Here is a 25,163-nt window from a genome sequence, read left to right on the forward strand (position 1 = left end):
GTGCCACTAAGAGTAGTTTATCTTGAATATGCGCGTGTCAGAATTCTGGTAGACAAGCTGCATCGATACGTTAGTGCCGTTGCCGTAGCTGCACGATACGTTTGTGCACGTGAACGTGAACTTGAACGCGTTGCTCGAGAAGAGCTTCGGGCCAAGTATGGTGCCGCCAGTTATCGTCCTGTTGGCATATGACACCAGCAGCGTGTAGTTCAGCGAAGGCAGCGTCGCGTTGTATAAGGTATAGTTGCCCGTATCTGCATTGTACAGCATGACCCTCTTTATCCTGGTGAGCTGCGAGGAGTTGCTCAGCCCTATGCCCGCGCTGATGCCCCCGCTGGTGTTAGCCAGCAGCACCGCCCTGTATGGCGAGGAGGAGCTCGAAAACTCGTACTCCCTGCCGTTCGTCACGTTGACTATGTTGAGCCCGGTAAGCGCGCTGTAGCCGTATGCTGTGGCGTTGGTGACGTTGCCCTCCTGCGCTATGCCCGCGAACTCGCTGTACCAGTAGCCCCTCGCAACCAGGTACTGCGGCTCATGGGTCGCATAAAGGTACTGCACGTCAGGGCTGTCGTTGAGTATGAAGTCAGCAAACCCTGCTATGAGCTGCGAGTTCTGGCCGCCGACGCTGTCCGTGACGCTCGTGCGATTTGCCCAGCCCTCAATCACCGAGCCGTCGGGCCACACCGCAAGCACGGTCGCGTTGCTCGGCGTGTTGGTCTTGAGCCATGTCATCGCCTGCAGGAAGAGCGAGTTGATGTCGTCGGCCTGCACTGCCGTGTAAGACTCTGCCGCTGCAAGAAGCGTGCCATACGCCAGCAGGGCTATTATCAGCCCGGTATATACAATATTGAGATGCGCCTTCCTGAGCTTTCCTGTAGCTCTAGAGAGAAGCACGTATATGCCCCATGCGCCGTAGGCCGCGAACACGGCTATGGGCACTGCGACTAGCGAGTTGAACCTTATGGCGTTGGCTTGCAGATAGCCGGTCACTATGAAGTAGCTGAGCATGAGCAGGAAGGCGGGCGTTATGCTGAGCTTGGCCTTGCCAACTATGCTGTATGCGTAGTTGCCCAGCCTGTGCGCGCCGAAGAGGTACAGCAGCACGCCTATCGGCGCCAGGAAGAGCGCGAAGCCGAAGCTGCCCCAAAGGAATGCGAACGTGGGCTTCTGCAATTCCTGTATGGTCAGGTTAAGTGCCGAGTTGGCCACGACCAGGCCGTCTCCACCAGCTATCCTAACTAAGTAGGAGCTAAAGAGTCCAACGATTGCTATCAATGCAATAAATGCAATTGCTACCAGGAACCCGAGGCGCCTCTTGGCGTTCATTGCAATGGCAGCGAAGCGCTCGCGCTTCGCCACTATGTACCAGAGCAGAGCTGCGCCAGCAAGCAGCGGCGCATAGAATATCAGGAAGTGCGTGCTGGAGAGCGCCTCTTGGCCGCGTATTATGCGCAGCGCCATCCACATGTGCTGCATCGCATAAGTTACAAGCAACGCCAGCGACAGAACTACGCCGCTTGCCAAAAGCTCTCTCTTCGCCGTGATGAAGCCGTAGGAAACGAGAAGCATCACTCCAAATATATACACTATTACGGTATAGGGCGCCCCGCCCCAAACCATGGTGCCGACGCCAAGTATGAATGCAGCTCCTACAGCCCAGAGCGCCTTGCGCCTCATGTTCCCAGACTCTATCGACCTGAGCATCAGCAGCAAAGCCACGATCATGAATATTGTTATGAAGCCGTCGCCCCTGTAGACCAGCGCCGCAGTGCGCGCTATGTCGCCCGATGATACTGCCACGAAGAATGCGCCTGCCAAGGCCAGCACGTTGCTCTTCGCCAGGTGCCTCATGAGGAAGAACGCGCCGATCGCGTCAAGGACGCCGAAGAGCACCGGCACCAGTCTCTGTATCGTATAGTAGCTGACGGAGTGCATGAGCAGCGCGTAAGGAACGAGCGTCATGAAGTAAAAGCCAAGGGGCTCGGTGATGTTGTTGTGAACAGGGAAGCCGGACAGGCTGAGCGTCATAGGTATGGCAAGATGGTTTGCAACTGCGGCCCTTATCACGGCGTAATGGAAGAAGCCGTCTGGTTCGAAGAAACCCTGATAGCCGAGCATGCCAAGTCTCATATACACTGCAAGCACTACCACCAGCGCCAGCAGCGCCACCACGACGTATCTGCTAGTGAGAGCCCTGCCCTGGCTCGGTCTAGCAGTCGCGTTATTGCCTTCGGTATGCTCCTGCCCTTCCATCAGACTCCCAATTTCAGCAATAATGAAAGGTAAGATTATTAATGCGTTGCAGCCATCAATGGCCCTCCCGGCCATGCATCGGCCGATTTCCGTTCTCCTCCAACCAAGCAGTTTATATACTTATTAGGTGATAAATTTATTAGGGGACAATATGGAAAGGCTAATCGCCGGCATTGTACACTACCCTAGCCTGAAGACGGTGCTCGCAATAGAGGATGTTTTGCGCAAGGCCAATGCGCCTCTCAGCCGTAACCAGATACTCTCAAGGCTTCCAACCCCTGTTATGCGCTCCACCCTCAATCTTGCACTTTCATATCTGGAAAAGAGAGGCATCGTGCGCAACGCCGGTGCAGGATTCACATGGAGCCTTGATGAAAGCAGACTCGACGCTATAGCGGGCGCCATACGCACAATCAGGGAAAAGGCCGTGCCTCTGCTCAGGCAGGGGAACGTGAAGCACGCCGCGGTGTTCGGATCTGTAGCGAGGAACGAGGCCACGCCCAGGAGCGACATAGATCTCTTGGTTGAATTCAGGGGCAAGCCGACCCTGCTTAAAATAGGGGCGCTGAAGTCGAGGCTGGAAGAGAAGCTAGGTAAGAGCGTAGATCTCGTGATGTTCAATACGATAGACAGGCGCCTCAGGAAGCAAATAATGCGCGAGATGGTGGGCATACTATGAAGAAGGATCCAAAGATACTGCTGGGCGACATGCTGTACAGCATAGAGCGCATAAACAAGATGACCCTCAACATGTCGTTCGACGATTTTTCGAAGGACCTGACAAAGCAGGATGCTGTGATAAGAAGGCTGGCTGTCATAGGTGAAGCCGCTAACAGCCTGCCCAAGGATTTCACAGAAAGGCATAAAGGGGTAGAATGGCGTGGAGTCATAGGCATGCGCAACTTTCTCGTGCACGAGTACTTCGAGATCGATATGGAGGTCGTATGGAACACTATAGAGAAAGATATACCAAAGCTCAAGGCGGAGATCTCAAAGATACTGAAAGAGGCCTGACCGGCAAGCCTCTCCGCACACGAGCGCGACAGGTTCTTCGACCAAAGGCGCTGGCTTGCCTCCGTTGGCGTGAAGGCGCTGATAGCCAACAATGGCAAGGTATTGCTGCTCAGCTCAGGGCCCCTAGAACTGTCGTCGACCATGCCAGCCGCAGGTTCTGGGACCTGCCAGGCGGCAAGATGGAGCGCGGCGAAGGCATGGCAGAGGCACTGGCGAGAGAGGCGAGCGAGGGGCTCGGCATGCAAAGGAACGAGCTCGCCATAGGCAGGCTGCTCGATGTCTCGCTCTCCAGGTTCAAGACCTCGCACGGCATGCGCATACCGCTGGTATTGGTTACATACGTATGCTCTCTGAGGCATCCAACAAGGAGATTCAGGCTGACGGGCGAGCACGCCGCATACGAATGGGCCAGCGCGGCAGTTGCTGCAAAGCGCCTGGCCGCAAAGTTCGGGCCTGAAATGGCAAAGAGGCTCAGCACGACTTCCCTCGGTGGCATACGTTGATAAAAGAGCAGATATATGACAAAAAACGTAGTTTGTTATGCAACGTATAAAGAAAATTTTAACTATGGCACAACCTTTATATACCTTTCACTTCATGTTATGTCAGCAACGTTCAAAGAACGTTTACGTGATAGAATGAAAAGTCTAAATGGAAAGAGGATAGCAGCTGTCGCAGCTGGCGCAGCTCTATTAGGTTTGGGACTTGCGTTCGCAGGTCCAGTGTCATTCCAGAACGTACCAATAATAAGCAACAGCGGCCAACCGGTAGTGCAGGTGGTAATAGGATCCACGGCTAAGCCGAGCGACGGTGCTGCTGCGGCAAACATCGCGGCTGCAATAGGCAACCTTGCATACACATCGGTGCCAGTCACTGCAACGGTCAACATGACACAGGCCGCGAAGGTGCTGCACGCTGTGCTTCCATCAAATGCAGGCTACTCGCTCAGCAACGTCAACGTCTACCTGAATGAGAGCAGCACGGCATACGTGTCGGGCACATACTCGTTCGGCGCATTGATTGGTTCAGTACTGAACGGAGCAGTCCAGCTCAGCTCACCGCAGAACACCAAGTCCACGCAGCCGTCATACGCATCTTCTTACGCATACCCATCAAACACCCCATATCTAACTTCATCTTCTCCAACATACAGCCCGTACACCTCAGCAGGATACGTGCCGTTCAGCTCTGTATCAACATCTAGCGGCGGCGGAGTTTCGTTCTCCTCATTCAGGAATAACGGAGCTGACAACATAATGGAAGTTACAAGCGCACAGCTCCCATCGCTCCTGAGCAACTCAGGAACATATGGCGAGACAGAGACTCTGTGGCTGACCGGCTTCCCAGTATACAACCAGCAGAAGAACACCTTCCAGCTGCAGAGCGCTGGCGGAGCATACCAGGTGACATTCAACAAGCCGATATCATACAGGACATCATCTAACAGCATAAACAACGCAGCGTTCACACTGCTCGGCGAGAACTGGACAATAATAAACTATAAGCTTCCTGGCACAAGCGCATTCAATACTCCAACAACTTCTATAGCAGGTAGCTCAAATGCAATAAACGGCGGAGAGATACAGCTAGCATCTTCACTGACTCCGATAACTACACTATATGTAGGCCAGAACGTGACTAGCGGCGCGTTCAAGCTGCAGCTCACGGACCTTGGACAGCCAAACGGCAACGGCATCAGCCCAGCAGGCTTCAATATATACTACAATAATGTACTGACAAACGTCACATCCATCTACCCGAACGACACGACCCAGCTGTACAACGTCTCAGGCCACAACCTGTACGTAAAGGTCTCGAGCACATTCGCCGGACTGTATGCGTATGAGAAGTACGCGAAGGTGCAGCTGTATGCGAACGTCTACAACGTCACTGACAGCAAGGTCTTCAACACAACGAACGACAACGGATGGTCTACGACCCTCCTTTGGACTAACACCAGTAGCAGCGGCCACGCAAGCCAGCTCTACGGCATCGTACTGTACAACACCACACCAACAACGCTAGCGCCAGGGCAGAGCTTCTCATTCATCCAGAACCCATCAGCGTACAAGCTGACGTTCGTCGGTGAGTCGCTCGGCAGCGCAAACTTCGATCCGGTGACCGCAACCCTGAGCACAGGCAGCGAAACATACGAGAACAGCCCTGGTACCTCATTCACAGGCTCAGGAAACATAAACAACATAACAGAGCCGGCGCAGCTGCTGACAATAACCAGCTCGATATCGAATGCATTTACCAATGCAGCAGGCCAGATAAGCAGCTCAGTGCTCTACGACCTGACGCCATATCAGCTGAGTGAACTGTCGAATTCAGTAACAACTCCCGGAACTGCAAACGTGGTCATGACTGAGTATTCGGGCAACTTTATATCGCCAACCAACAAGCTGACAGTAACAATAAGCGGCTACCCAACGAGTACCTCAAGCGGCCCAGTAACAACCTCAGTAACCTTCAACAGTCCAAGCCAAACCTTATCTGCCGGTGAAGCGTTCTACAACATAACGGCCATACAGCTGCAGAGCAACAGGGCGTTGCCTGGCTTGACAGTGAATGTGATCACTACAAATGCCCTTGCTCCAATGGCATCACTTACAACACTATCACCAGACGTCCTATACTCACAGACTGGAAAGAACTACCTGGAGACCACAACCGGTACATTAACGTACAACCAGCAGAATGGACAGCCAACATCTTCGTTCGCCATATCTGGCGCCAGCACGACACCTGCAAACACCATCTCGTCATCCACTGAGTTCTTCTACTACACTATGAACGAGATTGCGGTGCCAAGCCAGTCCAGCTACCAGGATCAGCTTGCCATGGACATCTACAACAGCACTGCAGGCGCGGGCGCATCTCCACTGTTCCAGCTGAACACATCGACTAGCGGCAAGAACAGCTTGGTGTACACAGCAACCTCAGCAACTGGCGGCGCAACGGTCAATGCATCAGTAGGCTTCAGGACAGAGCGCGGCAGCAAGGTGGCTTCGATAAGCCCAAGCAGCGTCACGGTCGACTTCGCCAAGAGCGTTGACAACCTGATGTTCGCGGTAGGCCCATCAAGCACGACTGCAGCAACCTCGACTGAGAAGATGTACGGGCCTTATGGCATCGGCCAGAGCACCAACATACCGAACGTCAGCATAGCGAAAGTCACTGCCAACATATCGGTCAGCTCGACTGGCGGCGCAACGGTAGCTGGAATCAGCAACCTGACTGCAATACCATCAGTCAGCGTCGCAACAACGCCGGTACTGCTGAACAACCTGCCAACATCGCCTCTGGTGGTGCTTGACTCTGCAGCCAACCCGAGCAGCAACCTGATACTGGTCGGATCTGGTTACGTCAACACACTGTCGCAGCAGCTAGAGACATCGCAGGGCATCAGCATAACGCCGACAAGCGCACCGATAACACAGGCCTACGGCACGAACAGGATATTGGTAGCTGGCTATTACGCAAACCAGACAACATCGGCAGCAAACACATTCATCCAGGACCTGTACGCGAACGCAGCCTCGAGCACGTAACAACAGTAGCAATCATGCAGATAGAGGAAGGGCTTTTAGCCCTTCCTACTTTCTTTTTCTTTGTTTTCAAGCGACAGGGGCGAAGCTCTGCCTCTCGTCAAAACCGCGGCCTTTCCGGAACGTGACGCACACTTTTTATATATTGCCACTCAATATCATGCAACCATGCGGCAAGGTGCACGACCATGAAGCCTGTATTTGCTCTAGCAGTTGCGGCCCTGTTCATAATTTTCGCTGCCCAGATGGGCAATGCATCTAGCGTTTCTGTCAACGCATCAATGCAGTCGTTCCTGTCAGCGTACGTCTCTAGTGCCGTCATAGCGCAGTCGAATTTCACCGCCATAAGCTACGGCAACGGCTCATACCTGCTCATGCAGATCTCTCCTAACAATGAGATGCTGATAAACGTGACGCATGGCCGTTACCAATTCGTGCTCCAGAACAATCAGATCGCGGCCATATTAACCCCCTACTTGGAGAACAAGTACTATCCGAGCAGCGCAGCGCTTGCGCAGCTCAACGGCACATTCAATTCGTATGTCAATCAGACGTCCTCGCAGCTGTCCAAGTGCGTCGATGTGAGCGGTTTGAACAGGATTACAATCTCCAAGGCTACAATAAACGCCAACAACATGACACTAGCCTGCTCATACGTGCCGCTGTGCAAGAGCACGTTCTCAGGTACTGGCGGCCCAACAGGGCCTCTGGTCGCAGGCATGCTGAACTTCTCAGCGCATTACCTAAACTATACATCGGCAATAAGCGCCTTCCACAGCGCGCTTTCGAGCCTAAACGCCTCTGACTATGGCACTGAAATGTCAAGCGCCTCGAGCGCAATAAGCTCCTTGATTTCGCTTTCAAGCACCATAACCCTAAACCAGCTCTTTCCACCAACAAGCAGCATATCCTCAGCAGAGTATGATGCTTGCGCTAACTATGGCAGCGATCTGGCCGCAGCGCCATGGTATTGCGGCTCTGTAGGGCTTTGCCCCCCAACGACCATCAATACAGCTGCTCTGGATAACGCCAGCACGCAGGTGTCTGCCTTGGAAGCCTTGCCGGTAGGCAGCGCCTCAGTCAACGCGTACGCTGCCCAGGTCAATTCCACGGAGCAGCAGTATGTCGTTCCTGTCTTGAAGAAGATAAACTCAGGCCTCTACGCCTCGCTTATAACCCCACTTTTGTCGAAGTACAACGCCACTATACCAAATGTCACGTTCCTGCTCGGCCATTTCAAGAGCCCTGGCCTTAGCGCGGCGTTCTCTGCGCTCAAGAACGAGTACAACAGCGTTACAAGTGCAGGCCTGGACCAGAACGTAACTGATGCCGCAATCGCCTTGGGCAGCGCGCTTAATGCGACCATCAAGGCATATGGGAATGCATCAGTCCAGTATATGCCGACCTACAGCGCATCGCTGAACGACACCGCAGCTATAATGCTCGCGGAGCTCAACTACAGGCATGTGCCGAGCTCGCTCTTGAGACTTGCGTCAATGCAGTCAAGCATAGAGTCCAGCCTTTCCGGGGCAGTCAACGGCACGCAGCTCGTATCCCTGTCGTCGCAAATCAGCAACGTAACAAGTAAGGTCGCGACGTTCTCCGCACCGATGAGCACAGCCGTATTCGTGAAGGGGATTGACGGGTCGTTCATAGGAGCTTTGACGAGCCAAAGCACAAGCACAGCCGCAAAGCTGGCCAGTGCCCCGCTCCTTGCTGCGATACTGTCGGCCATAATAGGCATAATATTAGTATTTCTGTTCTACCTTGCCACATATCATAGGCTGAGGCACAGGCACCGCATAAGGCATTCACGAAGGGTGCGCAAGGCCTGGCTGGTCCTGTTCGTGGTCCTTGCCGTGCTCGTATTGATCTATTCGTATTCGACATACGCCATAGCTAGCTCTGGCAACTCTTTCCTGCCCGCCAGCTCGTTCTTCTCAGCGCTCAATGCCCACCATTCCGTTGCAGTAGTGCTGAATGAATCGCCTGGCAATGCCGTCAATGAGTCTGTGATCCTGTGCGCCTCGTCCCTATATAAGTCCCTCAATGCCGCCGGCAAGAGCGTAATAGCGGTGCCGATACTCAACGGCACGTGCCAGGAGGGCTCACCATCGTGCTATCCATCGCTGCTCGCCAACAATACCCCGATCATACAGCTCAACCCGCAGCCCGCCAGTTCTATCATCTATAAGGGCATGTACGGCACTGTGCTCTATGCGTCAGGCAACGCCACATACGGCTCTTCGTGCAGGCTGAACTCGGCAGTGCAGCTGGCGCTGCGCAAGTAGGTGCTCAAATGACAAGGAAGTCGAATCGGGCTAAGAAGGAACCAACTAATGGTGCAGGGCTTTCCACCAAGGCCAAATATGCCGTAGTGATAAGCATAGTGGTGATAGTGGCGGCAATCGGCAGTTCCATTTTCTACGGGCTGCATCCAGCGGCTCCCTCAAACTTTTCGGCATTCCAGCACAGCTTCCTTACAGCAAAGAACGTTGGCATATACGTGTATGACCTGAACGCCAGCGGCTATGTTGGCGCGGTGGGCTGCGCGACCGGCCTGATCGAAACGATAGTTTCAAGCCCGCAATACCATCGTGACTCCAGCACGATAAACTTCTTCGTCGTCAACCAGAGCACGTGCACCTACTCTTATGGTCTTGGCACCCCATCTTCAAAAACAAGCGTGATAAACCTGACGCAGTGCATGGGCTATGCATCGAGCGAGCCGAGCGTCTTCATAAACTATAGCACAACGAACAGCACCGTTGTGAAGGGCAATGCGCTGTACGTCAATGGCGACCTGAAGTTCCTATCAGAGTGCGGCATATCGAGCGAGATCACCACGACGTGAGCCTTGAATGGGCGTCACCTGCTTATAGAAATCCTTAAATACTTTTAGGTTTAACATAGTTAAACATGAAATACATTAAGAGAATATTATTTGACGAGATTAAGAAGTGGATAGGAAGAAGAGAGATAATAGCAATCAGGGGTCCGCGCCAATCAGGCAAGACCACGCTGCTGAAGATACTATCCGAGTGGATTATAGCCGAGAAAAAGGTAGACCCAAAGCATGTAATATACGTTACCTTCGAGGATAGGGAGGAACTTGATTCGTTTTCTCAGAACCCTAAAGATTTCACTGCCCGGCACATCAGTGGGCCAGGTAAGCATTATCTGCTAATAGACGAAGCGCAATACTGCAAAGACCTGGGCCAGAAACTAAAGTTGGTCTATGATCTGTTCGATGACCTGAAAATCATAATTACCGGATCTTCGTCATTAGAACTGAAGAACCAGACCGGCAAATTCCTTGTCGGACGTCTGTTGGAGTTCGAGCTAATGCCATTGACCTTCTACGAGTATCTCAGCCATGCAGACATAGGCCTCGCTGAGATGTATCATCAGTGGAATGAGAAGATAATATCTTCGGTTTCAGTCGGCAAAGCGCTTTCCGTAAAGAAAGCTGCGGAAATATTTAATGACGAGCTCCTGAAGCACCTCAACAATTTCATGAAGTTTGGCGGTTACCCTGCCGTTGTGGCAGCGCGCAACGAGGAAGAAAAGGTCATCTTGCTAAAGAATCTGATTAACACGTACCTGGATCGTGACATCTTGTCGTTCCTCCAGATTACTGACACTATAAAGTTCAGGAAACTGATGACCCTTCTGGCCGCGTCCGACGGTTCGCTTATAAAGATCGAGAAGTTCGCAAACGAGATAGGCAGCTACTTCGTGGAACTTACTAAGTTGCTTGATGCTTTAGAGCAGACGTATGTGATACGCAGGATCGGCCCATACCACAAGAATAAAGTCACAGAGTTGAGGAAAGCGCAAAAGACGTATTTTGTAGATACAGGCCTGCGAAATCTATTGGTAGAAAACTTCTCCAGCCTGGAAAAGAGACCCGATGCCGGAGCTTTGGTAGAGAATTTTGTGCTAAATGAGCTCTATCCCTACTGCACGCTGCGTTTTTGGCGTACAACGATGAAATCCGAAGTTGATTTTGTCGCAGAGCACAAACAGCCGCTGCCTATAGAGGTGAAGTTCCAGCACTATTCCAAGCCTGAACTGACAAAGAGCCTGTACGGATTTTTGGACGCATACAAACCAAAAGAATGCATCGTCATTACTAAGGATTTCTGGGGAGAGCGCCGCGTTGCAGGTTCAAAGATAACCTTCGTGCCTGTGGTATACCTATAACGGCTTCAGCCCCTGTACTTGAGCATTGCTGCCACTCCGCCGAAACCGAGGAGAAGCTGCTTGCCGTACTGGCTGTCAGACGAAACGAACACGACATCAACGCCGTTTTTGTCGGCCAGCTCTATGAGAAGCTCTATTGCATCCTTGTCGCTTACTATGGCGAGGCTGCCTCCGCAGTCGTGGTGTGTCTTTCGCTCGTTGCCGCGCTCTATCTCAGATAGCTCTGCCCCACAGTTGCTGCACTTGTAACTGACCTCGTAGAGCTCCGCATCGTCGCTTATGATGAGCTTCGATACGTTGTTGCTCATGAGCGCAGCCTTGACCTTCTCGTAGCCGCTCACAGCCAAGCCGTTCCTTGCGACCTCGCTCATGAACTTCTCCATCACGTTGCGCTCCTGCGTTACCGCCTGCTCGGAAAGCAGGTCCTTGGCGTGCTCAAGGAGCTCGCGCGCCCCCTCATTCTCGTCGGTATAGCCGGTGTCGAATACGCCAAGAACCTTTATCTGGTAGTTGAGCACCTTGGCCCTGACGAAGTTGTCCTTCGTCGGCCCCGGGCCACCTACTATGAGCCCCTTCGGCTTGAACTCGTACTTCGCGAACATGTCGTTTATCGTATCGCCTACCACTTTGTAGTAATCGTCTATGCTCTCCTCCCTTGCCCTGTCGTATCTCGCGGCGCTCTGGCCTCCCTTATGCACCTTCTGGTGCGCGAAAGAGCGCAGCTTTTTCTCGACGACGAACTGCGTGCCCTTCAGCATCGCCACAGTTGCCTCCCTGCCGTCAAGGAGCACGATCCCGTATATGTCCTTGGCCTCCATCATGCGCTCTATGGGCTCAAGCAGGAACGACGAGTCGCACCTGTAGATGTTGGCCTTGATCGGCTGCGGCGGCTCCATGGAGAACAGCTCTATGTCCGGCTTGGCCTGCTCCTTTGATATGTTGCCGCAGAAGATCGCCAGCCCGTTCTTTGGCGGAGTCTTGTAGAGCTTGAGGTACTGCATTATCTTCTCGAGCGCCCCCTGGACGTTCAGCCTCGTCGTCTTCGACTTGATGTTCGAAGCTTGACCATGCTCGTCCCTGAGCTTCGCTATCTCGTCTGAGATAAGGAAGCCAGGCGGTATATAGACGCTTATCAGCTCGGTTCCGGCTCCTTTTATCGATGAGAGCCTCTTGAGCTCCCTCTTGACTTCGTATTCCTGTTTCATGAATATCACGGTTTACAGTTCCAGCCACGCTGCTGATGAATTAGTGCGCATGCGCGCCCTGCGCTAGGCTTTCGCTGCGCCTATGAACTCCTTGCCCATGTAGGGCACGAGCGCCTTCGGCACGGTTATCGTGCCGTCGCCGTTGGCGTAGGTCTCTGCAATCACCGCAAGCGCACGCTCTATCGATATCGCGGTGGCATTCAAGGTGTGCACGTATTTGCGTTCTCCCTTGTCGTCGTATTTTATGTCAAGCCTCATGCTTTGCCAGTCCGTGCAGTCCGATGCGGATGTTACCTCCCTGTAATTCTGCTGGCTCGGGAACCATCCTTCAAGGTCGATCTTCTTGGCCGCCACTATCCCTATATCGCCCGTGCACATCTCGATGACCCTGTATGGTATGCCAAGCTTCTGGAAAAGTTCCTCCTCGTTCGCTACGAGCTCATCGTAGAGCTTCCATGAATCTTCCTGCCTGCAGAATATGAACTGCTCCACCTTGTCGAACTGGTGCACTCTGAATATCCCTTTCGTGTCCTTCCCGTGCGATCCTGCTTCGCGCCTGAAGCAGGGGCTTACCCCAACATACCTGAACGGCAGATCCTTAGCCTGCAGCAGTTCTCCGGCATGCATCGCCGCCATGGGGTGCTCAGACGTGGCTATCAGGAACAGCTCCTCGTCGTTTTCGGTATCCGAGCCGGCCTCTTTAGGCCTTCCACCTACATACAGCGCGTCCTCGAAGTCGCCAAGGCCTGTCACTCCCTTGTAGTACTCCCTTTTCATTAGGTAAGGCGTCTGGACCGGAATATAGCCTTTTTTAGCCAATTCATCAAGCGCGAACCTTTCAAGCGCTTTTGCCATGAACACAAGGTCGCCTTTCAAATAATAGAACCTGGCGCCTGCAACCTTTGCGGCACGCTCTATATCGACAAGACCGTTTTTCTCCAAGAGCTCTGCGTGCCCTTGCGACATGCCGCCTTTCGGCTTGCCCCACTTCCTGATTTCCACATTCTCGGTCTCATCCTTGCCGTATTTTACCGACTCGTGCAGCACATTCGGCATGTTCCAAAGCAAGTCATCTATCCGCTCCTTGAGTGCAGGCAGCGCGCTCTCTATCGTGCCTATGGAGTTCTTTGTCTCTGCCAGATCCTTTATCATGGCCGATGCGTCCTTACTATCTTTCTTGAGCTTTGCTATATCCAAGCCTGCCCTGTTCCTCTTCGCCTGCAGCTCTTGGAGCTTTGTATTCTGCGCCCTCCATTCGACGTCTAGCTTCAGCAGCTCCTCTAGCGGGTAGTCGCTCTTCCTCTTCTGGAGCGAGGCCCTTATCTCGTCAATATGCTCTCTGACATATCTTGTCGTTATCATGGTTCCACGTTACCATAAAAGTTCAAAATTAAAACCCTTGCCTTTGCATGGCGCACGCTGCGTCATATGCAGACCTGGAAAAGCAGCCGCTACCTTGGTTCGCGCGTAGTGCGCACAGAATTCGCAGAAAGTGATTGGTACACATCACTCACATCCATACTACGCTAGGCATGGTATTTAAGGCTTGCGTTCATTCAAGATAACACGGCGTGGGTGCTTGCATGATATACGACAGCCTGGTCATAAACGACTGCACGGACGTGTACAAGCCCAGGGAAGACACCGTCCTTATGGCAAAGGCCGTTGAGGAGCATGCCTTCGGCCAGGTCCTCGACCTAGGCACAGGCACTGGCGCGCTCGGAATAGTCGCAGCGAAGAAGGGCTGCAGCGTGACGTTTGCAGACATAAGTGCATCAGCGGTCGAATGCGCAAAATCGAATGCTGAACTGAACGGCGTTTCGGGCAAATTTGTCGTCAGCGACCTTTTCGATAGCATACGCGGCAGGTTCGACACGATAATATTCAATCCGCCATATCTGCCTTCAGAAACTACACCAAACGACCCGAAGCTGGTGCCTCTCGAGGGCGGAAGCCGAGGTCGGGAGGTGATAGACCGGTTCCTGGAAGAATACAAGCAGCATGTAGAGCCTAAGCACAAGGTCTTGCTGCTTGAGAGCTCTATGAACGGATACGAGGGCGACATAGCCCGCCTTGGCGCGAAGATAATAGGCAAGACCCATTACTTCTTCGAGGACCTTGTAGTGCTCCTGCTTGAGCAGTAACCGACCGTAAAGCTTAATACCTGTTTACGCAACTATACCTGCATGCAGGGGTAGCAAAGCATGGCCAAATGCGGCGGGTTTAGGGCCCGTTCCCGTAGGGGTTCGAGAGTTCAAATCTCTCCCCCTGCATTCATGCGCATGGCGCTCTACGCATGAAGGCTCCCACTCCCTGACTTCTTTACCATGAAAGAGCCGCTCGGCAACTGCTGCATTACAGCATCTATATTGTTGAAGTCCAAAGCAGCCGCAATGCTTTTCGCTGCATCTGACTTCTTCTCGCTGCCTTGCTCTACCGTTACGTATGTGCCAGGCTTCTCATTTCCATTCATGGCCTCGAATGTCTTGGCCGGCACGGCATTGAGCCTGCCATCCTTTACGAACAGGCATAGAGCCAGCCTCACGCCCCGGTACCATTCCCTCTCTCCTCTGAGCGAGAAGCTGCCTGTCCCTAGCGCGCCTTTGTTGGTGAGCTTGCCCACCTGGTCGCGCTTCATGGCATAGACGTCTATCGTGCCAAGGCCCTTCTCCCATGCGCTGGAATAGCAGGCGGCGAACTGCGCGGCCTCTTCCCTGACCGCTGTTGGCGCGCCGGTTCCGTTCTTCAGCACCACGACAGAGGCGCCGAATATGTCCGAATGGAAGAAAAGATCGTTGTCATCGAAATGCTTGGAGTTTATAGCTTCGTTCTGCCTTGCATCGCGGCCCCCTATGGCGAGCATACCGTTGCTGGCAAGGAACCAGTGGAACTTCTCGTACCATTCCTTCGCAGTCACTGTAGTTATGCTCCTCTTTTTAACTTTCTGCGCAGCTCCGGCTTCCTCAAATCTCTTCTCCAGCTCCGCCATGGCTTTCTCCGCGCCTGCCCTCTTGCGCTCGAGCTTCTTGGCTTTCTCGTAGTAGGCATTGGCGTTGTCCTGCGCGCTCTTGGTGAAGTCTATGTCAACATCCATCCGCGCCACCAGCGCACGGCAATTGCTGCCGCTTCATATCAGAGACAAGGTGCCGGTAACAATCAGCGAGACAACTATGGCGAATACAAGGCCCAGCACCCCGATAAGCAGTATGCCAAATATTATTATCTTCGCGCTCTTGTTGAACTCCACCTGTGAGGGCTTGTAGCTTATGTTTATTATGTGCCTCGAGTTCTGTATGAAGCTCCTGAGCGATGCCTTTGTGAACATTAAATCCCCATGTATGCATTGTCCGGTAATTGATTGTCGCAGGTGCTTAAATAGCTTGCGCCAGGCCAGATATGGGTTTTTAGCTGTGTAAAGCCATTGACGAACCATGTACAAGTATGAGCATGCAGTTGTGCATTTCGGCGAGCTCTGGCTGAAGGGGAGGAACCGTGAAGCCTTCATACGGTGCCTAGTATCGAATATTCGCACGTCGCTCGATGGGACAGGCGCAAGCATAGAGAGGATGCGCGACAGGCTGATGGTGAACGTTGCTGAACCGGCAGGCATGGATGAGGTGCTGTCCAGGCTGGGCCACGTGTTCGGGATATCGTGGTACGCGCCTGTTGCCATTGCACGCAGGAATGCCGATGATGCCATTGCCATGGCAGCGCGCCTAGTAGACAAAGGAGCTAAGATCAGGCTTGAGGCGCACAGGTCCGACAAGAGCGTTCCATTCACGTCCAAGGATCTTGTCGGCGAATTCCTGCGCCGCAAAAACGAGCTTCAATTCACGCTCGACAAGGATGCCAAAGATACGCTCTTCATAGAGGTCACGCGCGAAGGCATGCTGATGCACACCCAACATATCGCAGGCCTGGGCGGGCTGCCAGTAAGAGTATCGGGCAAGGCTGTTGTGCTGATGTCAGGGGGCATAGATTCGCCGGTCGCGGCCTTCTACGCAATGCGCCGCGGCCTCGAGCCCATATACCTGCACTTCCATGCGTTCCAAAGCAATGACGATGTGAAGGGCACGAAGATACCGTTGATACTAGATATTTTGGAGCGCTACGGCCCTGCCAGGACCTACTATGCGCCTGCGCATGTCTTCCAGAGCATAGCAATGAAGCTGCCCCAGAAGTTCGAGCTCGTCCTGTTCAAGAAATTCATGCTGGCTGTTGCGGAGCGCGTGGCGCTAAAGGAGCATGCGGTCGCCATAGTGACCGGAGAGAGCCTTGGCCAGGTGGCTTCGCAGACGGTCAAGAATCTCACTGCGTCAGAGCGCAGCACCAAGATGTTCATAATGCGGCCGCTGATAGGGATGGACAAGTCCGAGATAATAGGTGTTGCAAAGCGCATCGGCACGTTCGAGCTATCGGTGCAGAAATACCGCGACGTCTGCTCCATACGCGCCAAGAACCCTGCAACTGGCGCATCAGCAGAGGCAATCGGCAGGCTCTACAAAGACTCAGGCATGACCAGCGCAGTCAGCCAAACCCTAAAAAGGATGGGTGGCGCAGTCAGGGCATAAACCCCAAACTTATCTATTTAAAGCTTGTCATTCAATATTGTGCAGTGCATAAGGTGTGATAATGGCAGAGAGAAAAATGGTAGTTACATTAGACCCGAGTATGCAGTACTCGAGACAGCTGCATCATGCAGAGAAACACTCAGGCTGGCACATCTTTAGGGCCCTATACTGGGGCATATACCTATTCTTCATCGGGTCAATCCTGTACGTCTATGTGCCTCTCAGGATTAGCGTCGCGCAATTCTTCGGCATGTCCCTGCTGGTCTTCTCAATTTTCTTCATAGTGTACGGCTTCGTTACGGCGCTTCACCTGAAGCTGATGAAGAGGTACGCATAAGCGTACTCTTTTCCTTTTCTTTTTTCTTTAATTTCCGCTCTATCAATGGCTTTTATATCTATCCTGGAAAATAACAACAGAGGGCAGAGACCTGCAGGTCTGCTTTGCCCGCATTACAGACTGATCCCATGCGAAATATCTACGAAGCCAAGCACTACAAGCTCTTCATACTGATACCGCTGTCGTTGCTTCTCATCAGCCTGTATTTCATACCGAAGATACAGCTCGATTCATCGCTTGCCGGGGGCGTGAGCATAAGCTTCAGCACCTCAAACGCAGTCAGCGTGCAGAACCTTACCAGGGAACTCTCGGCGCATATACCTAACACGCAGGTCTCGAAATCATCGCTCAACGGGGTTACCAGCCTGCTCGTGACGTTCCCTGCAAACTCGAGCTTGGCGGCCGGAAGCGCCTCGCTGCTTGATGTCTATGGCTGGTATTCGAACTACACTGTCGCATCAGTTGACGTGGCCTCCTTGCAGTCGCAGCTCTCCACCCAGCCAGGCAACGCCACCGTAAAAGCGGCTCTTGGCGCTTGGCAGGCGAACCAGACAAAGGCGCTGTCAGCGATGGGTGCATCGCTAGGCGCCGAATTGTCCGACCTGCGCCCTGTCACGGGCAGCAACTACAGCCCGTCATACAACTCCAGCAGCGCGGCATCTATGCAGTCTGCCGCGCAAGCAGCCTACTCGAATGCATCTTCAATCTACAAGGCGCATCTGGTAAAGCTGCTGGGCTCTTACGTTACGCTGTCGAATTACTCGTATAACGACGTAACGCCCACACTCGGCAGCTACTTCCTGGCGCAGATACGCAACATAATAATCGTCGCCTTCATTCTTGTGGCAATCGCTGTATTCTTCATATTCCGTACGCCAATCCCATCGCTGGCCGTAGTATTCGGTGCAGCAAACGACATAATCGTGGCGCTGGGCGCCATGGGCGCCTTCCACATACCGCTAGGCATAGCTTCGGTAGGCGGCATACTGATGCTCATAGGCTTCTCTATCGATACCGACCTTCTCTCGTCCATAAGGATTCTCAAGAGGAGCGAAGGCACGCCGACCGAGCGCGCCATGTCTACGTTCAAGACTGGCATTACAATGACGAGCACTGCCATAATATCCTTCGCGACGCTGTTCGCCATCTCGTATTTCGCGTTCATAACTACGTACGTAGAGATATCAGGCGTAGTTCTATTCGGCCTGCTGGCCGACATATTCACCACGTGGTTTGGCAACACAGTAATGGTGGTATGGTATAAGAAGCGCAGGGATCGCGTATGAGCGCAATATCATACTTCAAGGACATGCGCATACTGGCATTGGTAGCCATATTCGTGGCTCTGCTGGTTCTTGATCTCCATTACGGCCTGCACTTCGGGATAGAGTTCCTAGGCGGCACGCAGATACCCGTGACGTTGCAGCACAGCGTCAACTCCACGCAGATGTCGCAGCTCATATCGGATTTGGACCAGCGCGTCTCGACCTTCGGCCTCAAGCAAGTCACTGTTGAGGGCGTTGGCAACTCCGAGGTGTATGTCACAATCCCATCGGTATCGCCGAGCGAGATAAACCATACAATTTCGATAATAGAAAGCCAGGGAAGGTTCGAGGGCATAGTGGCAGGCAGGCAGGCTGTCAACGGCACTGACATACTGCCGGGCAGCATAGGACAGGTGCCTCCCATACTTGTCAACGGAACTGTCGAGTGGGAGGTAACTTTCTTCATAAAGGAGAGCGCAGTCAACGCCTTCGCAAAGGCGGTGTTCGGCCAGGCCAACCAGCCGTTGTATATGTTTCTGGACAGGCCGGCCAACACCATACTGGTGGTGAACTCTTCAATACTTGGCAACGAGTCATTGGGGCTCTCGCAGAGCGCCGCGCTGAGCGCAATAGAGGATGCGCTCGCATACAACGCAAGCCCAATACCTGTGCTGACTGTGTCCAACACGGCATCGAGCGAGAACGCGACTCTCGCGTACCTGTCGGCCAACAGGCAGCGCTATAGCACTATATTTGCCAGCTCAAACCTCAACAGCGCCTTCCTCGCAAGGATAAAGGCATATAACTACACGGTCATGCTAGAAAGCGCGGCCAACATGACGCCGTCGTACTTCAACCCCACGATAAACCAGACCGTGGTAAGCTCATGGCCGCTAGTGGGGCTTCTGGAGGCGCCATCGCTAAGCCCGTCAGTGACGAACGGCACCGCCGGCGACAGCTACATAATATCCGGCTACGCTCCTGCCGGCCTATCAACCACACAGAAAGAATCGTATGCAACGAACCAGACCAAGACAATAGCGAGCATACTGAGCGGTGGTGCGCTTCCGGTCAGCGTGATAGTAGGCACTCCGACCAATGTCTCGCCCACGCTTGGCAAGAATTCCCTAAACGTGAGCGCCATAGCGCTGATAAGCGCAGTGGTGCTCATATCCGTCTACATAACGGTTAGGTACAGGCGCATCTTCCTCGTTCTTCCAATACTAGCCACCACGCTGATGGAGCTATTCATAATAGTTTCGATAATAGGCCTTGTCGGCACGATAGACCTGTCGGCGTTCGCTGGCATGATCGCAGTAGTGGGCACAGGCGTAGACGCGCAGATAATAATAACTGACGAGATGCTCAATCGCGGAGAGTCCGGCACATCGAAGACGGTGCTAGGCAAGGCCTTCTATATCGTCTGGGCGGATGCGACCCTGCTTATAATAGCCATGCTGCCGCTGTTCTTCTCCACTTCGCTGGTAACTGTCATAGGCTTCTCGGAATCAACGATAATCGGAGCCCTTATGGGCGTCCTGATAACAAGGCCCGCTTACGGCGCCATACTGGGAAGACACTTCAAAGAAGCTGAGTGAGATGATAAAGTACTGTCCGACCTGCAACAGGTCGAGCAACGAGGCGCGCTTCATAGGCGAATTCTGCGAGTTCTGCGTAGCCGACAAGATAAGCGCATCAATACTAAGCAGCGCAGAGGTAGAGAAATGCAGGAGCTGCGGGCGCATACGCGCCCCTGAAGGATTTGTTGACATGGACGATGCAACGCTAGCCGCAGCGCTCATGAAGAGCATGCACTTGACGGACTGCAAGCTTGAGGTTAAGGGTGTTGACGAGAAGCGCCAATCCGCTACAGTGCGCATAACGTGCGGTGAAGGCGGAGATCGCGTGTCCTTCGACAAGACAATACACGTGAAGTTCCTTAGGACAATGTGTCAGTTGTGCTATAGGCGGAGCTCCGGCTACTATGAAGCACTTGTGCAACTGCGCGGGAGCCCGCGGAACGTCGAGACGATAGCAGAGAGCATCACGAAATTTGTTGAGGCCCGAAATGGAGTAATAACGCGAACGGAGCGCGTTCCTCATGGCTACAACATGTACATTGTTGACAAGGAGCTGGCCAATGCGTACTTCATGATGCACAGGTCCCTTTCGCCGCACCGCTCTTACAAGCTGTTCGGCGTGAAGAAGGGCAAGCGCCTTTTCAGGAACATATATTCGCTGCACCTTGCCTGACCCTGTTCAGCCCCTGAAGATAGGCCTCTTCGACAGGAGCATGGGCAGCGACATCTTCGCCTTCGGCATTTCACCCACAGCCTTTAGGATCTCGCTCTCCAGCTCCTTCGCATCCATCTCCTTCCGCCCACCAGTATTCCTTATCCTCACAGCAAGCTTTCCGGATTTTGCCTCCTTGTCGCCCACGATGCAGATGTACGGAACCCACTCCTGCTCCGCGTTCCTCACTTTCTTGTCCAGGGTTGCGTTCGTGTCGTCCACATCAGCCCTGACCCCATTGGCAATCATGGCTTCTGATATCTGCACGCACTTTTCAACGTGTTTGTCCGATATGGGCAGGAGCCTTACCTGCGTGGGCGACAGCCAGAGCGGCAGAGACGGCACCCTGCCTTCCTTCTCATCAATGCCCGCCTTCTCGAGCAATGCGTAAATCACCCTCTCTATTGCGCCGCTGGGAGAATCGTGGAGCACTATTGGATATTTCTTGTTGCCATCGCTGTCCACGTAAGCCATGCTATACCTCTTTCCGTTCTCGTGGTCCATCTGGACTGTTGACAAGGCTGTAGCCTTGTCCATCGAGTCTACCACATTGAATTCGAACTTGGGGTCGAAATACGCGTACCTGAAGTTCCACATCTCTACCAGTATGGGCTTGCCGAACCTCTTCGCAAGCTTCTCGACGAAGCCGCCGTTCTCCTTCCAGAATCCCTCGGTGAACCTGATTGCCGCCTCGTACGAATCCTTATGTATCCCTATGTCTCCTAAGACAGAGATGCAGAAATCGAACTGCCTGTTGAATTCCTCCTTGGCCTGGTCGACGTTTGCGCAGAGAGTATGCATATCCGGCATTGTGAAAGCCCTAAGCCTCTTCAATCCTGTCACCTCCCCGCTCAGCTCCCTCCTGAAGCTGTATCTGGTTATCTCGTAGAACTTGAAGGGCAATTGCTTGTATGAGACGGTCGCGTCCCTCATGAGCAAGAATTGGCCGAAGTCCCCGGAGAACCTCAAGAAGAACTCCTTGTCATCGGATTTCACTATGTAATGTCTCGCCGGGAACCGATTGAGATACTCCTTCAGTGCAGGATGGGCGTAGTCATACATTATCGGGGTCTCGACCTCTATCGCCCCGTAGTCAATGACCCTGTTGGTGACGTACCTCTCTAAAAGACCCTTTATCAGCCTACCATTGGGATAGAAGCGCATGTTCCCAGCATCCGATCCTGGCTCATAATCGACAAGCTGCAGCTTCTGCATCAGCTTTATATGGGCGGGCACCTGCTGGTAGCTCCTTACCTTAGTTATCTCGTAATCCGCGAGCTTCTTCAGTGTATCGTGCCCCTTGAAGTTGAATTCTTTGACAGGCACCATCTTTCCTTCCGGCATCAGTATGTACCAGATCGATACGACCTTCTCCTCCTGCGTCAGCGCTTCAGAAACCTCATCCTTCTCGCCCTTCTTTGCGGGAGCCGCTGCCTTATCTGATTCGGAGGCTGAATACCTTCTTGACTGCTCGGCCAGAGGATGCCCCTTTATGCTGATTTTCCAGGCCTTGTTCCAACCAAACGGCGCGCGCACGACCTCGAGTCCGCTCTTATCTGCATATCTTGCCATTCCGTCAAACAGCTCCATAGCTTTTGCGGGCGATTCGAGATTGTCGCTCAGGTGCGCGAATGGGTAAAGCACCAATGTCGGCACCTTCTGCTTAGCGGCGAACGCGACTGCCTCATCTACCGCCTTCTGGGCTGCGCCTGCCGTGTCACCCTTCTCTATTGATACAAACATAACTACGGCGTTCTTCACCTTTACGCTTCTCTCATCGCTCTTCTCATAGACCTTCAGTTCCGGCTCTATGAGCTCATAGTCCAGCTCATTCACGTCAAGCTGCAGTATCCTCATGGTAATCCCTGAGTATCAACGATAGCCATTGGTGCCAAAGTTATATTAATGTAGAAGTGGCCGTTCAAGATGCCGTAATGCTGACGCACGCGACCCTTGCTGTAATGCAGAAGAAGCACTAGATGCGCCGCGCAATGCGTCGCCATACTGTTTGGAAGTTACCGCCCGCCATAATAACACCGATATATCTTTGTGATTGCAGAGTATTTAAGTGTTCCGTGCAAACACCTCTCTCGGCTTGGCTCACGTTGACTGTATGTAGACGCATGAGACAGAGGTGTCGGCCGGGCAGTACGTCTGCGCGCTGACGTTTACTAGGTAAGAGCCGGAAGAGGCTATGCCTCCAAGCGAGCCGCTGACGTTTACCGGAGTGTACGCGGTCACGTAGCTCAGGCCTGCGTTGGTCCTTATCTCTATCACGATCTCGTGGCCCACGCCTCCGGAGAGCGTGCCCACTTCTATAGCCGCGATGTCGGGCGGCATCTCTATGAGGGTCAGCTGCTTTGCCGGATAGCCCTGCGCGCCTATGTATGTCGCGGTGTCGGCCAGCTTGCTTGCGGTCTGCTGCGCCTCTGTCGTGGCAAGCGACGAGGACGAAGTTGAGATCTGTATGAACGCTAGCACTACTATAGGCAGCAGTATTATGAGTCCAAACGAAAGCGTGACCAGCAGCTCAAGGCTGGACTGCGCCTTCGCATTGCTGTGCCTGGCATCCATCACAACTCCTCCTTGACGAACCTGTACTTGTACGTGTCGACCTTATCCTTCCTCTTGAGTATCTCGCTCCGCATCTTGTCCAGCAGCTCGCCGACCGTCCTGTCCAGCATGAAGCCCGTGTGGTCCATAGCCACCGCGCCGTATTTGCCCAATATGGCGCGCATCTTGACCTCATACCTGCTGCCCTTCAGCTTCTTTATCCTAATGGTCACGTAATCCGTCTTCAGCTTCTGCAGCTTCTCTGCCTTGTCCATGAACTCGCGCACCATCTCCCTCACTTCGTCCTCGTACTGGTATGAGTCCGCGTCGAAACCTGAGAGGATTATCCTGTTCTCGCTTATGCGCCGCCTCGATATCAGCGCCTCAAGCACGTCGCTGATCGTTATTATCCCGACCGGCTCGTTCCTTGCGGTCACTATGACGGACGATATGCGCCTCTCTATGAAATTCCTGACGCACTCCTCCAGCTTCGCCGTCTGATCGACTAGCACGGGGTTGCCCTCCATCACGCTGCCCACGGGCACGTTGGCCGGCGAATAGACCTTCGTCTTCATCTCCGGCAGGCGTTCCTGAGGCTTTGAGTATTTAGCGACTATGTCGTGATTGGTAAGCAAACCTACGAACCTTCCGTTATCCATGACGATCAGCCGATTTAGCTTATTGCCCGCCATCGCGGCCCTGGCCTGCGAAACGTTCGCGTTAACGTCTATGGCCAGCACCGGGCTCGTCATGACCTCGCTGGCCGTCATGTCCTTGAGATAGCCGAGCGAGAGCAGCATCCTGAGCAGCGTGTACCTGTCTAGCACTCCCTTTATCTTGCCATTGCCGATGAACGGCATAGCGGTGCTCTGCGATTTGTAGAAGTATGCCACCACATCGTCTATTGGGGTGCTCGCAGTTATCTTCGGGGTGCGCACCGCATACTTCTCGACTGTCGCGTTCTTCTTTATCGCGAGACTCTGATTAGACCTGTACATCGCCCTGGAGTCGACTATGCCATAGAACTCGCCGGCCTTAGTCACCACAACCGTACCGTGGCCGTCTATTATCGGGATTATTTTGGTCACTGGGGTCTTCACATCTAAAACGGGCGCCCGCGAGAGCAGCCCCTCTGGTATTACCTTATTTTCAGCCATTACAGCACCGATGCCGCACCTAGCCGCGGCGACAATACCTTAAAGCACAGAAACTATAAATAGCAGACGTTGAATAACCCTACTGCCGATGCCAGGGTGGCAGATCAGCTATGCAGCCGCCTGCAGAGCGGCGTAGGAGGGTGCAACTCCCTCCCCTGGCTTCTCAGGCGCTTTCTGCAGCGCTTTTGCCAACGCCTATCCTAATGGTCCATGCGACAAGGGTCTCGAGCAGCTCCCTTATCTTGTCCCGCGTGTGCGGGTCTGCAAGTTTCCCATCTGCGCCTATCTTCTCCTGCGCGAACGGCACGATTACTTCGGGTTTGTTGATAGGGTGCATGTCGAGGAATACGAAGACCTGCCTGAGGTGGTATTGCGCGCGTGAGCCCCCCAGCATGCTTCCCGAGGCGCTCATGATTGCTGCAGGCTTGTCCTTCAGCACGTTGTCGCTGTATGGCCTCGATGCCCAGTCGATCGCGTTCTTCAGAACTCCAGGTATGGAATAGTTGTATTCTGGCGTCGCAATCAGCACGGCATCTGCTGCACGTATCGCATCCTTGAACTCAGTGACTCTCTTCGGCATTTCGTTCTCAAGGTCCTGGTCGTAAAGTGGTATGCCGTCCAGATCGAAGATTTTAAGCTCGGCGCCCTTCGGCACCAGCTCCTTGGCTGCGCTTATCAGCGCCTTGTTGAATGAGTCCTTCCTGAGGCTTCCTGCAAATCCGATTATTTTGATTGTTTTCATTGTTACACCAGAAAAAG

Annotated in this window: 22 protein-coding genes and 1 tRNA gene; 14 read left to right on the forward strand and 9 right to left on the reverse strand. The window is 53.4% G+C overall.

Annotated elements, in window-relative coordinates; genetic code table 11:
• Positions 1-6: 6 nt before the first annotated feature.
• Positions 7-2,253, reverse strand: a complete 2,247-nt coding sequence (locus tag M1158_01000) for a hypothetical protein (GenBank protein ID MCL5099686.1) — start codon at positions 2,251-2,253, stop codon at positions 7-9.
• A gap of 151 nt (positions 2,254-2,404) precedes the next feature.
• On the opposite strand from M1158_01000, the gene M1158_01005 reads away from it, so the two are divergent.
• The 7 genes from M1158_01005 (at position 2,405) to M1158_01035 (ending at position 11,024) form a co-directional block, all read left to right on the forward strand.
• Positions 2,405-2,932, forward strand: coding sequence for a nucleotidyltransferase family protein (locus tag M1158_01005; GenBank protein ID MCL5099687.1), 528 nt, complete (start codon positions 2,405-2,407; stop codon positions 2,930-2,932).
• Positions 2,929-3,267 carry a DUF86 domain-containing protein gene (locus M1158_01010; protein MCL5099688.1) on the forward strand — a complete coding sequence of 113 codons (339 nt, stop codon included), beginning with the start codon at positions 2,929-2,931 and terminating at the stop codon, positions 3,265-3,267. Before M1158_01005 ends, M1158_01010 begins: the two co-directional genes overlap by 4 nt.
• A 179-nt stretch (positions 3,268-3,446) precedes the next feature.
• Positions 3,447-3,770, forward strand: a complete 324-nt coding sequence (locus M1158_01015) for an NUDIX domain-containing protein (protein MCL5099689.1) — start codon at positions 3,447-3,449, stop codon at positions 3,768-3,770.
• A gap of 135 nt (positions 3,771-3,905) precedes the next feature.
• Positions 3,906-6,821: an S-layer protein gene (locus tag M1158_01020; GenBank protein ID MCL5099690.1), complete on the forward strand. Its 2,916-nt coding sequence runs from the start codon at positions 3,906-3,908 to the stop codon at positions 6,819-6,821.
• A 185-nt stretch (positions 6,822-7,006) separates the two neighbouring features.
• Positions 7,007-9,109, forward strand: coding sequence for a hypothetical protein (locus M1158_01025; GenBank protein ID MCL5099691.1), 2,103 nt, complete (start codon positions 7,007-7,009; stop codon positions 9,107-9,109).
• An 8-nt stretch (positions 9,110-9,117) separates the two neighbouring features.
• Positions 9,118-9,672: a hypothetical protein gene (locus M1158_01030; GenBank protein MCL5099692.1), complete on the forward strand. Its 555-nt coding sequence runs from the start codon at positions 9,118-9,120 to the stop codon at positions 9,670-9,672.
• Between the two features lie 65 nt (positions 9,673-9,737).
• On the forward strand, positions 9,738-11,024 hold the full coding sequence (locus M1158_01035; GenBank protein ID MCL5099693.1) for an ATP-binding protein: 1,287 nt from the start codon (positions 9,738-9,740) through the stop codon (positions 11,022-11,024).
• 5 nt (positions 11,025-11,029) lie between these two features.
• Here M1158_01035 and prf1 read toward each other — a convergent pair whose 3' ends face one another.
• Together prf1 and serS are read right to left on the reverse strand one after the other, a co-directional pair.
• On the reverse strand, positions 11,030-12,229 hold the full coding sequence (gene prf1, locus M1158_01040) for a peptide chain release factor aRF-1 (GenBank protein MCL5099694.1): 1,200 nt from the start codon (positions 12,227-12,229) through the stop codon (positions 11,030-11,032).
• A 63-nt stretch (positions 12,230-12,292) separates the two neighbouring features.
• Complete coding sequence (gene serS, locus M1158_01045; protein ID MCL5099695.1) at positions 12,293-13,591, reverse strand: serine--tRNA ligase; 1,299 nt, start codon at positions 13,589-13,591, stop codon at positions 12,293-12,295.
• 221 nt (positions 13,592-13,812) lie between these two features.
• Between serS and M1158_01050 the strand changes: the two genes are divergently transcribed.
• Complete coding sequence (locus M1158_01050) at positions 13,813-14,373, forward strand: methyltransferase (GenBank protein MCL5099696.1); 561 nt, start codon at positions 13,813-13,815, stop codon at positions 14,371-14,373.
• 44 nt (positions 14,374-14,417) lie between these two features.
• Positions 14,418-14,502 (forward strand) — tRNA-Leu (locus tag M1158_01055).
• Between the two features lie 17 nt (positions 14,503-14,519).
• Here M1158_01055 and M1158_01060 read toward each other — a convergent pair.
• Both M1158_01060 and M1158_01065 read right to left on the reverse strand, forming a co-directional pair.
• Positions 14,520-15,323: an NFACT RNA binding domain-containing protein gene (locus M1158_01060; GenBank protein ID MCL5099697.1), complete on the reverse strand. Its 804-nt coding sequence runs from the start codon at positions 15,321-15,323 to the stop codon at positions 14,520-14,522.
• Between the two features lie 33 nt (positions 15,324-15,356).
• Positions 15,357-15,554, reverse strand: coding sequence for a protein translocase SEC61 complex subunit gamma (locus M1158_01065; protein ID MCL5099698.1), 198 nt, complete (start codon positions 15,552-15,554; stop codon positions 15,357-15,359).
• Between the two features lie 106 nt (positions 15,555-15,660).
• On the opposite strand from M1158_01065, the gene thiI reads away from it, so the two are divergent.
• From thiI to M1158_01090, 5 genes are all read left to right on the forward strand, one after another.
• Entirely contained in the window at positions 15,661-16,800 is a 1,140-nt protein-coding gene (gene thiI / locus M1158_01070; GenBank protein MCL5099699.1) for a tRNA 4-thiouridine(8) synthase ThiI, read from the forward strand.
• A 61-nt stretch (positions 16,801-16,861) separates the two neighbouring features.
• Positions 16,862-17,137 carry a hypothetical protein gene (locus M1158_01075; protein MCL5099700.1) on the forward strand — a complete coding sequence of 92 codons (276 nt, stop codon included), beginning with the start codon at positions 16,862-16,864 and terminating at the stop codon, positions 17,135-17,137.
• Between the two features lie 128 nt (positions 17,138-17,265).
• Positions 17,266-18,423: a hypothetical protein gene (locus tag M1158_01080; protein MCL5099701.1), complete on the forward strand. Its 1,158-nt coding sequence runs from the start codon at positions 17,266-17,268 to the stop codon at positions 18,421-18,423.
• Entirely contained in the window at positions 18,420-20,000 is a 1,581-nt protein-coding gene (locus M1158_01085; protein MCL5099702.1) for a hypothetical protein, read from the forward strand. The genes M1158_01080 and M1158_01085 overlap by 4 nt, the downstream gene beginning before the upstream one ends.
• Before the next feature lies 1 nt (position 20,001).
• Positions 20,002-20,655, forward strand: coding sequence for a 60S ribosomal export protein NMD3 (locus M1158_01090; protein MCL5099703.1), 654 nt, complete (start codon positions 20,002-20,004; stop codon positions 20,653-20,655).
• Between the two features lie 6 nt (positions 20,656-20,661).
• Here the strand turns inward: M1158_01090 and M1158_01095 are convergent, their stop codons facing one another.
• From M1158_01095 to M1158_01110, 4 genes are all read right to left on the reverse strand, one after another.
• On the reverse strand, positions 20,662-22,551 hold the full coding sequence (locus M1158_01095; protein MCL5099704.1) for a threonine--tRNA ligase: 1,890 nt from the start codon (positions 22,549-22,551) through the stop codon (positions 20,662-20,664).
• 243 nt (positions 22,552-22,794) lie between these two features.
• On the reverse strand, positions 22,795-23,268 hold the full coding sequence (locus M1158_01100; GenBank protein MCL5099705.1) for a hypothetical protein: 474 nt from the start codon (positions 23,266-23,268) through the stop codon (positions 22,795-22,797).
• Positions 23,268-24,404 (reverse strand): CBS domain-containing protein, encoded by a 1,137-nt coding sequence (locus M1158_01105; protein ID MCL5099706.1) that lies wholly within the window; start codon positions 24,402-24,404, stop codon positions 23,268-23,270. The genes M1158_01100 and M1158_01105 overlap by 1 nt, the downstream gene beginning before the upstream one ends.
• 163 nt (positions 24,405-24,567) lie before the next feature.
• Positions 24,568-25,146 (reverse strand): NAD(P)H-dependent oxidoreductase, encoded by a 579-nt coding sequence (locus M1158_01110; GenBank protein MCL5099707.1) that lies wholly within the window; start codon positions 25,144-25,146, stop codon positions 24,568-24,570.
• Positions 25,147-25,163 lie beyond the last annotated feature (17 nt).

It is taken from the genome of Candidatus Marsarchaeota archaeon (genome assembly GCA_023473665.1).
In the GTDB taxonomy this organism is placed as follows: domain Archaea; phylum Micrarchaeota; class Micrarchaeia; order Micrarchaeales; family Micrarchaeaceae; genus JAMCYM01.

Coding starts and splice junctions, on each gene's coding strand:
- M1158_01000 (MCL5099686.1), bottom strand. CDS start 2,253: ATGGAAGGGCAGGAGCATACCGAAGGCAATAACGCGACTGCTAGACCG.
- M1158_01075 (MCL5099700.1), top strand. CDS start 16,862: ATGGCAGAGAGAAAAATGGTAGTTACATTAGACCCGAGTATGCAGTAC.
- M1158_01095 (MCL5099704.1), bottom strand. CDS start 22,551: ATGAGGATACTGCAGCTTGACGTGAATGAGCTGGACTATGAGCTCATA.
- M1158_01025 (MCL5099691.1), top strand. CDS start 7,007: ATGAAGCCTGTATTTGCTCTAGCAGTTGCGGCCCTGTTCATAATTTTC.
- M1158_01105 (MCL5099706.1), bottom strand. CDS start 24,404: ATGGCTGAAAATAAGGTAATACCAGAGGGGCTGCTCTCGCGGGCGCCC.
- serS (MCL5099695.1), bottom strand. CDS start 13,591: ATGATAACGACAAGATATGTCAGAGAGCATATTGACGAGATAAGGGCC.
- prf1 (MCL5099694.1), bottom strand. CDS start 12,229: ATGAAACAGGAATACGAAGTCAAGAGGGAGCTCAAGAGGCTCTCATCG.
- M1158_01010 (MCL5099688.1), top strand. CDS start 2,929: ATGAAGAAGGATCCAAAGATACTGCTGGGCGACATGCTGTACAGCATA.
- M1158_01110 (MCL5099707.1), bottom strand. CDS start 25,146: ATGAAAACAATCAAAATAATCGGATTTGCAGGAAGCCTCAGGAAGGAC.
- M1158_01080 (MCL5099701.1), top strand. CDS start 17,266: ATGCGAAATATCTACGAAGCCAAGCACTACAAGCTCTTCATACTGATA.
- M1158_01050 (MCL5099696.1), top strand. CDS start 13,813: ATGATATACGACAGCCTGGTCATAAACGACTGCACGGACGTGTACAAG.
- M1158_01005 (MCL5099687.1), top strand. CDS start 2,405: ATGGAAAGGCTAATCGCCGGCATTGTACACTACCCTAGCCTGAAGACG.
- M1158_01100 (MCL5099705.1), bottom strand. CDS start 23,268: ATGGATGCCAGGCACAGCAATGCGAAGGCGCAGTCCAGCCTTGAGCTG.
- thiI (MCL5099699.1), top strand. CDS start 15,661: ATGTACAAGTATGAGCATGCAGTTGTGCATTTCGGCGAGCTCTGGCTG.
- M1158_01015 (MCL5099689.1), top strand. CDS start 3,447: ATGGAGCGCGGCGAAGGCATGGCAGAGGCACTGGCGAGAGAGGCGAGC.
- M1158_01035 (MCL5099693.1), top strand. CDS start 9,738: ATGAAATACATTAAGAGAATATTATTTGACGAGATTAAGAAGTGGATA.
- M1158_01020 (MCL5099690.1), top strand. CDS start 3,906: ATGAAAAGTCTAAATGGAAAGAGGATAGCAGCTGTCGCAGCTGGCGCA.
- M1158_01060 (MCL5099697.1), bottom strand. CDS start 15,323: ATGGATGTTGACATAGACTTCACCAAGAGCGCGCAGGACAACGCCAAT.
- M1158_01065 (MCL5099698.1), bottom strand. CDS start 15,554: ATGTTCACAAAGGCATCGCTCAGGAGCTTCATACAGAACTCGAGGCAC.
- M1158_01090 (MCL5099703.1), top strand. CDS start 20,002: ATGATAAAGTACTGTCCGACCTGCAACAGGTCGAGCAACGAGGCGCGC.
- M1158_01030 (MCL5099692.1), top strand. CDS start 9,118: ATGACAAGGAAGTCGAATCGGGCTAAGAAGGAACCAACTAATGGTGCA.
- M1158_01085 (MCL5099702.1), top strand. CDS start 18,420: ATGAGCGCAATATCATACTTCAAGGACATGCGCATACTGGCATTGGTA.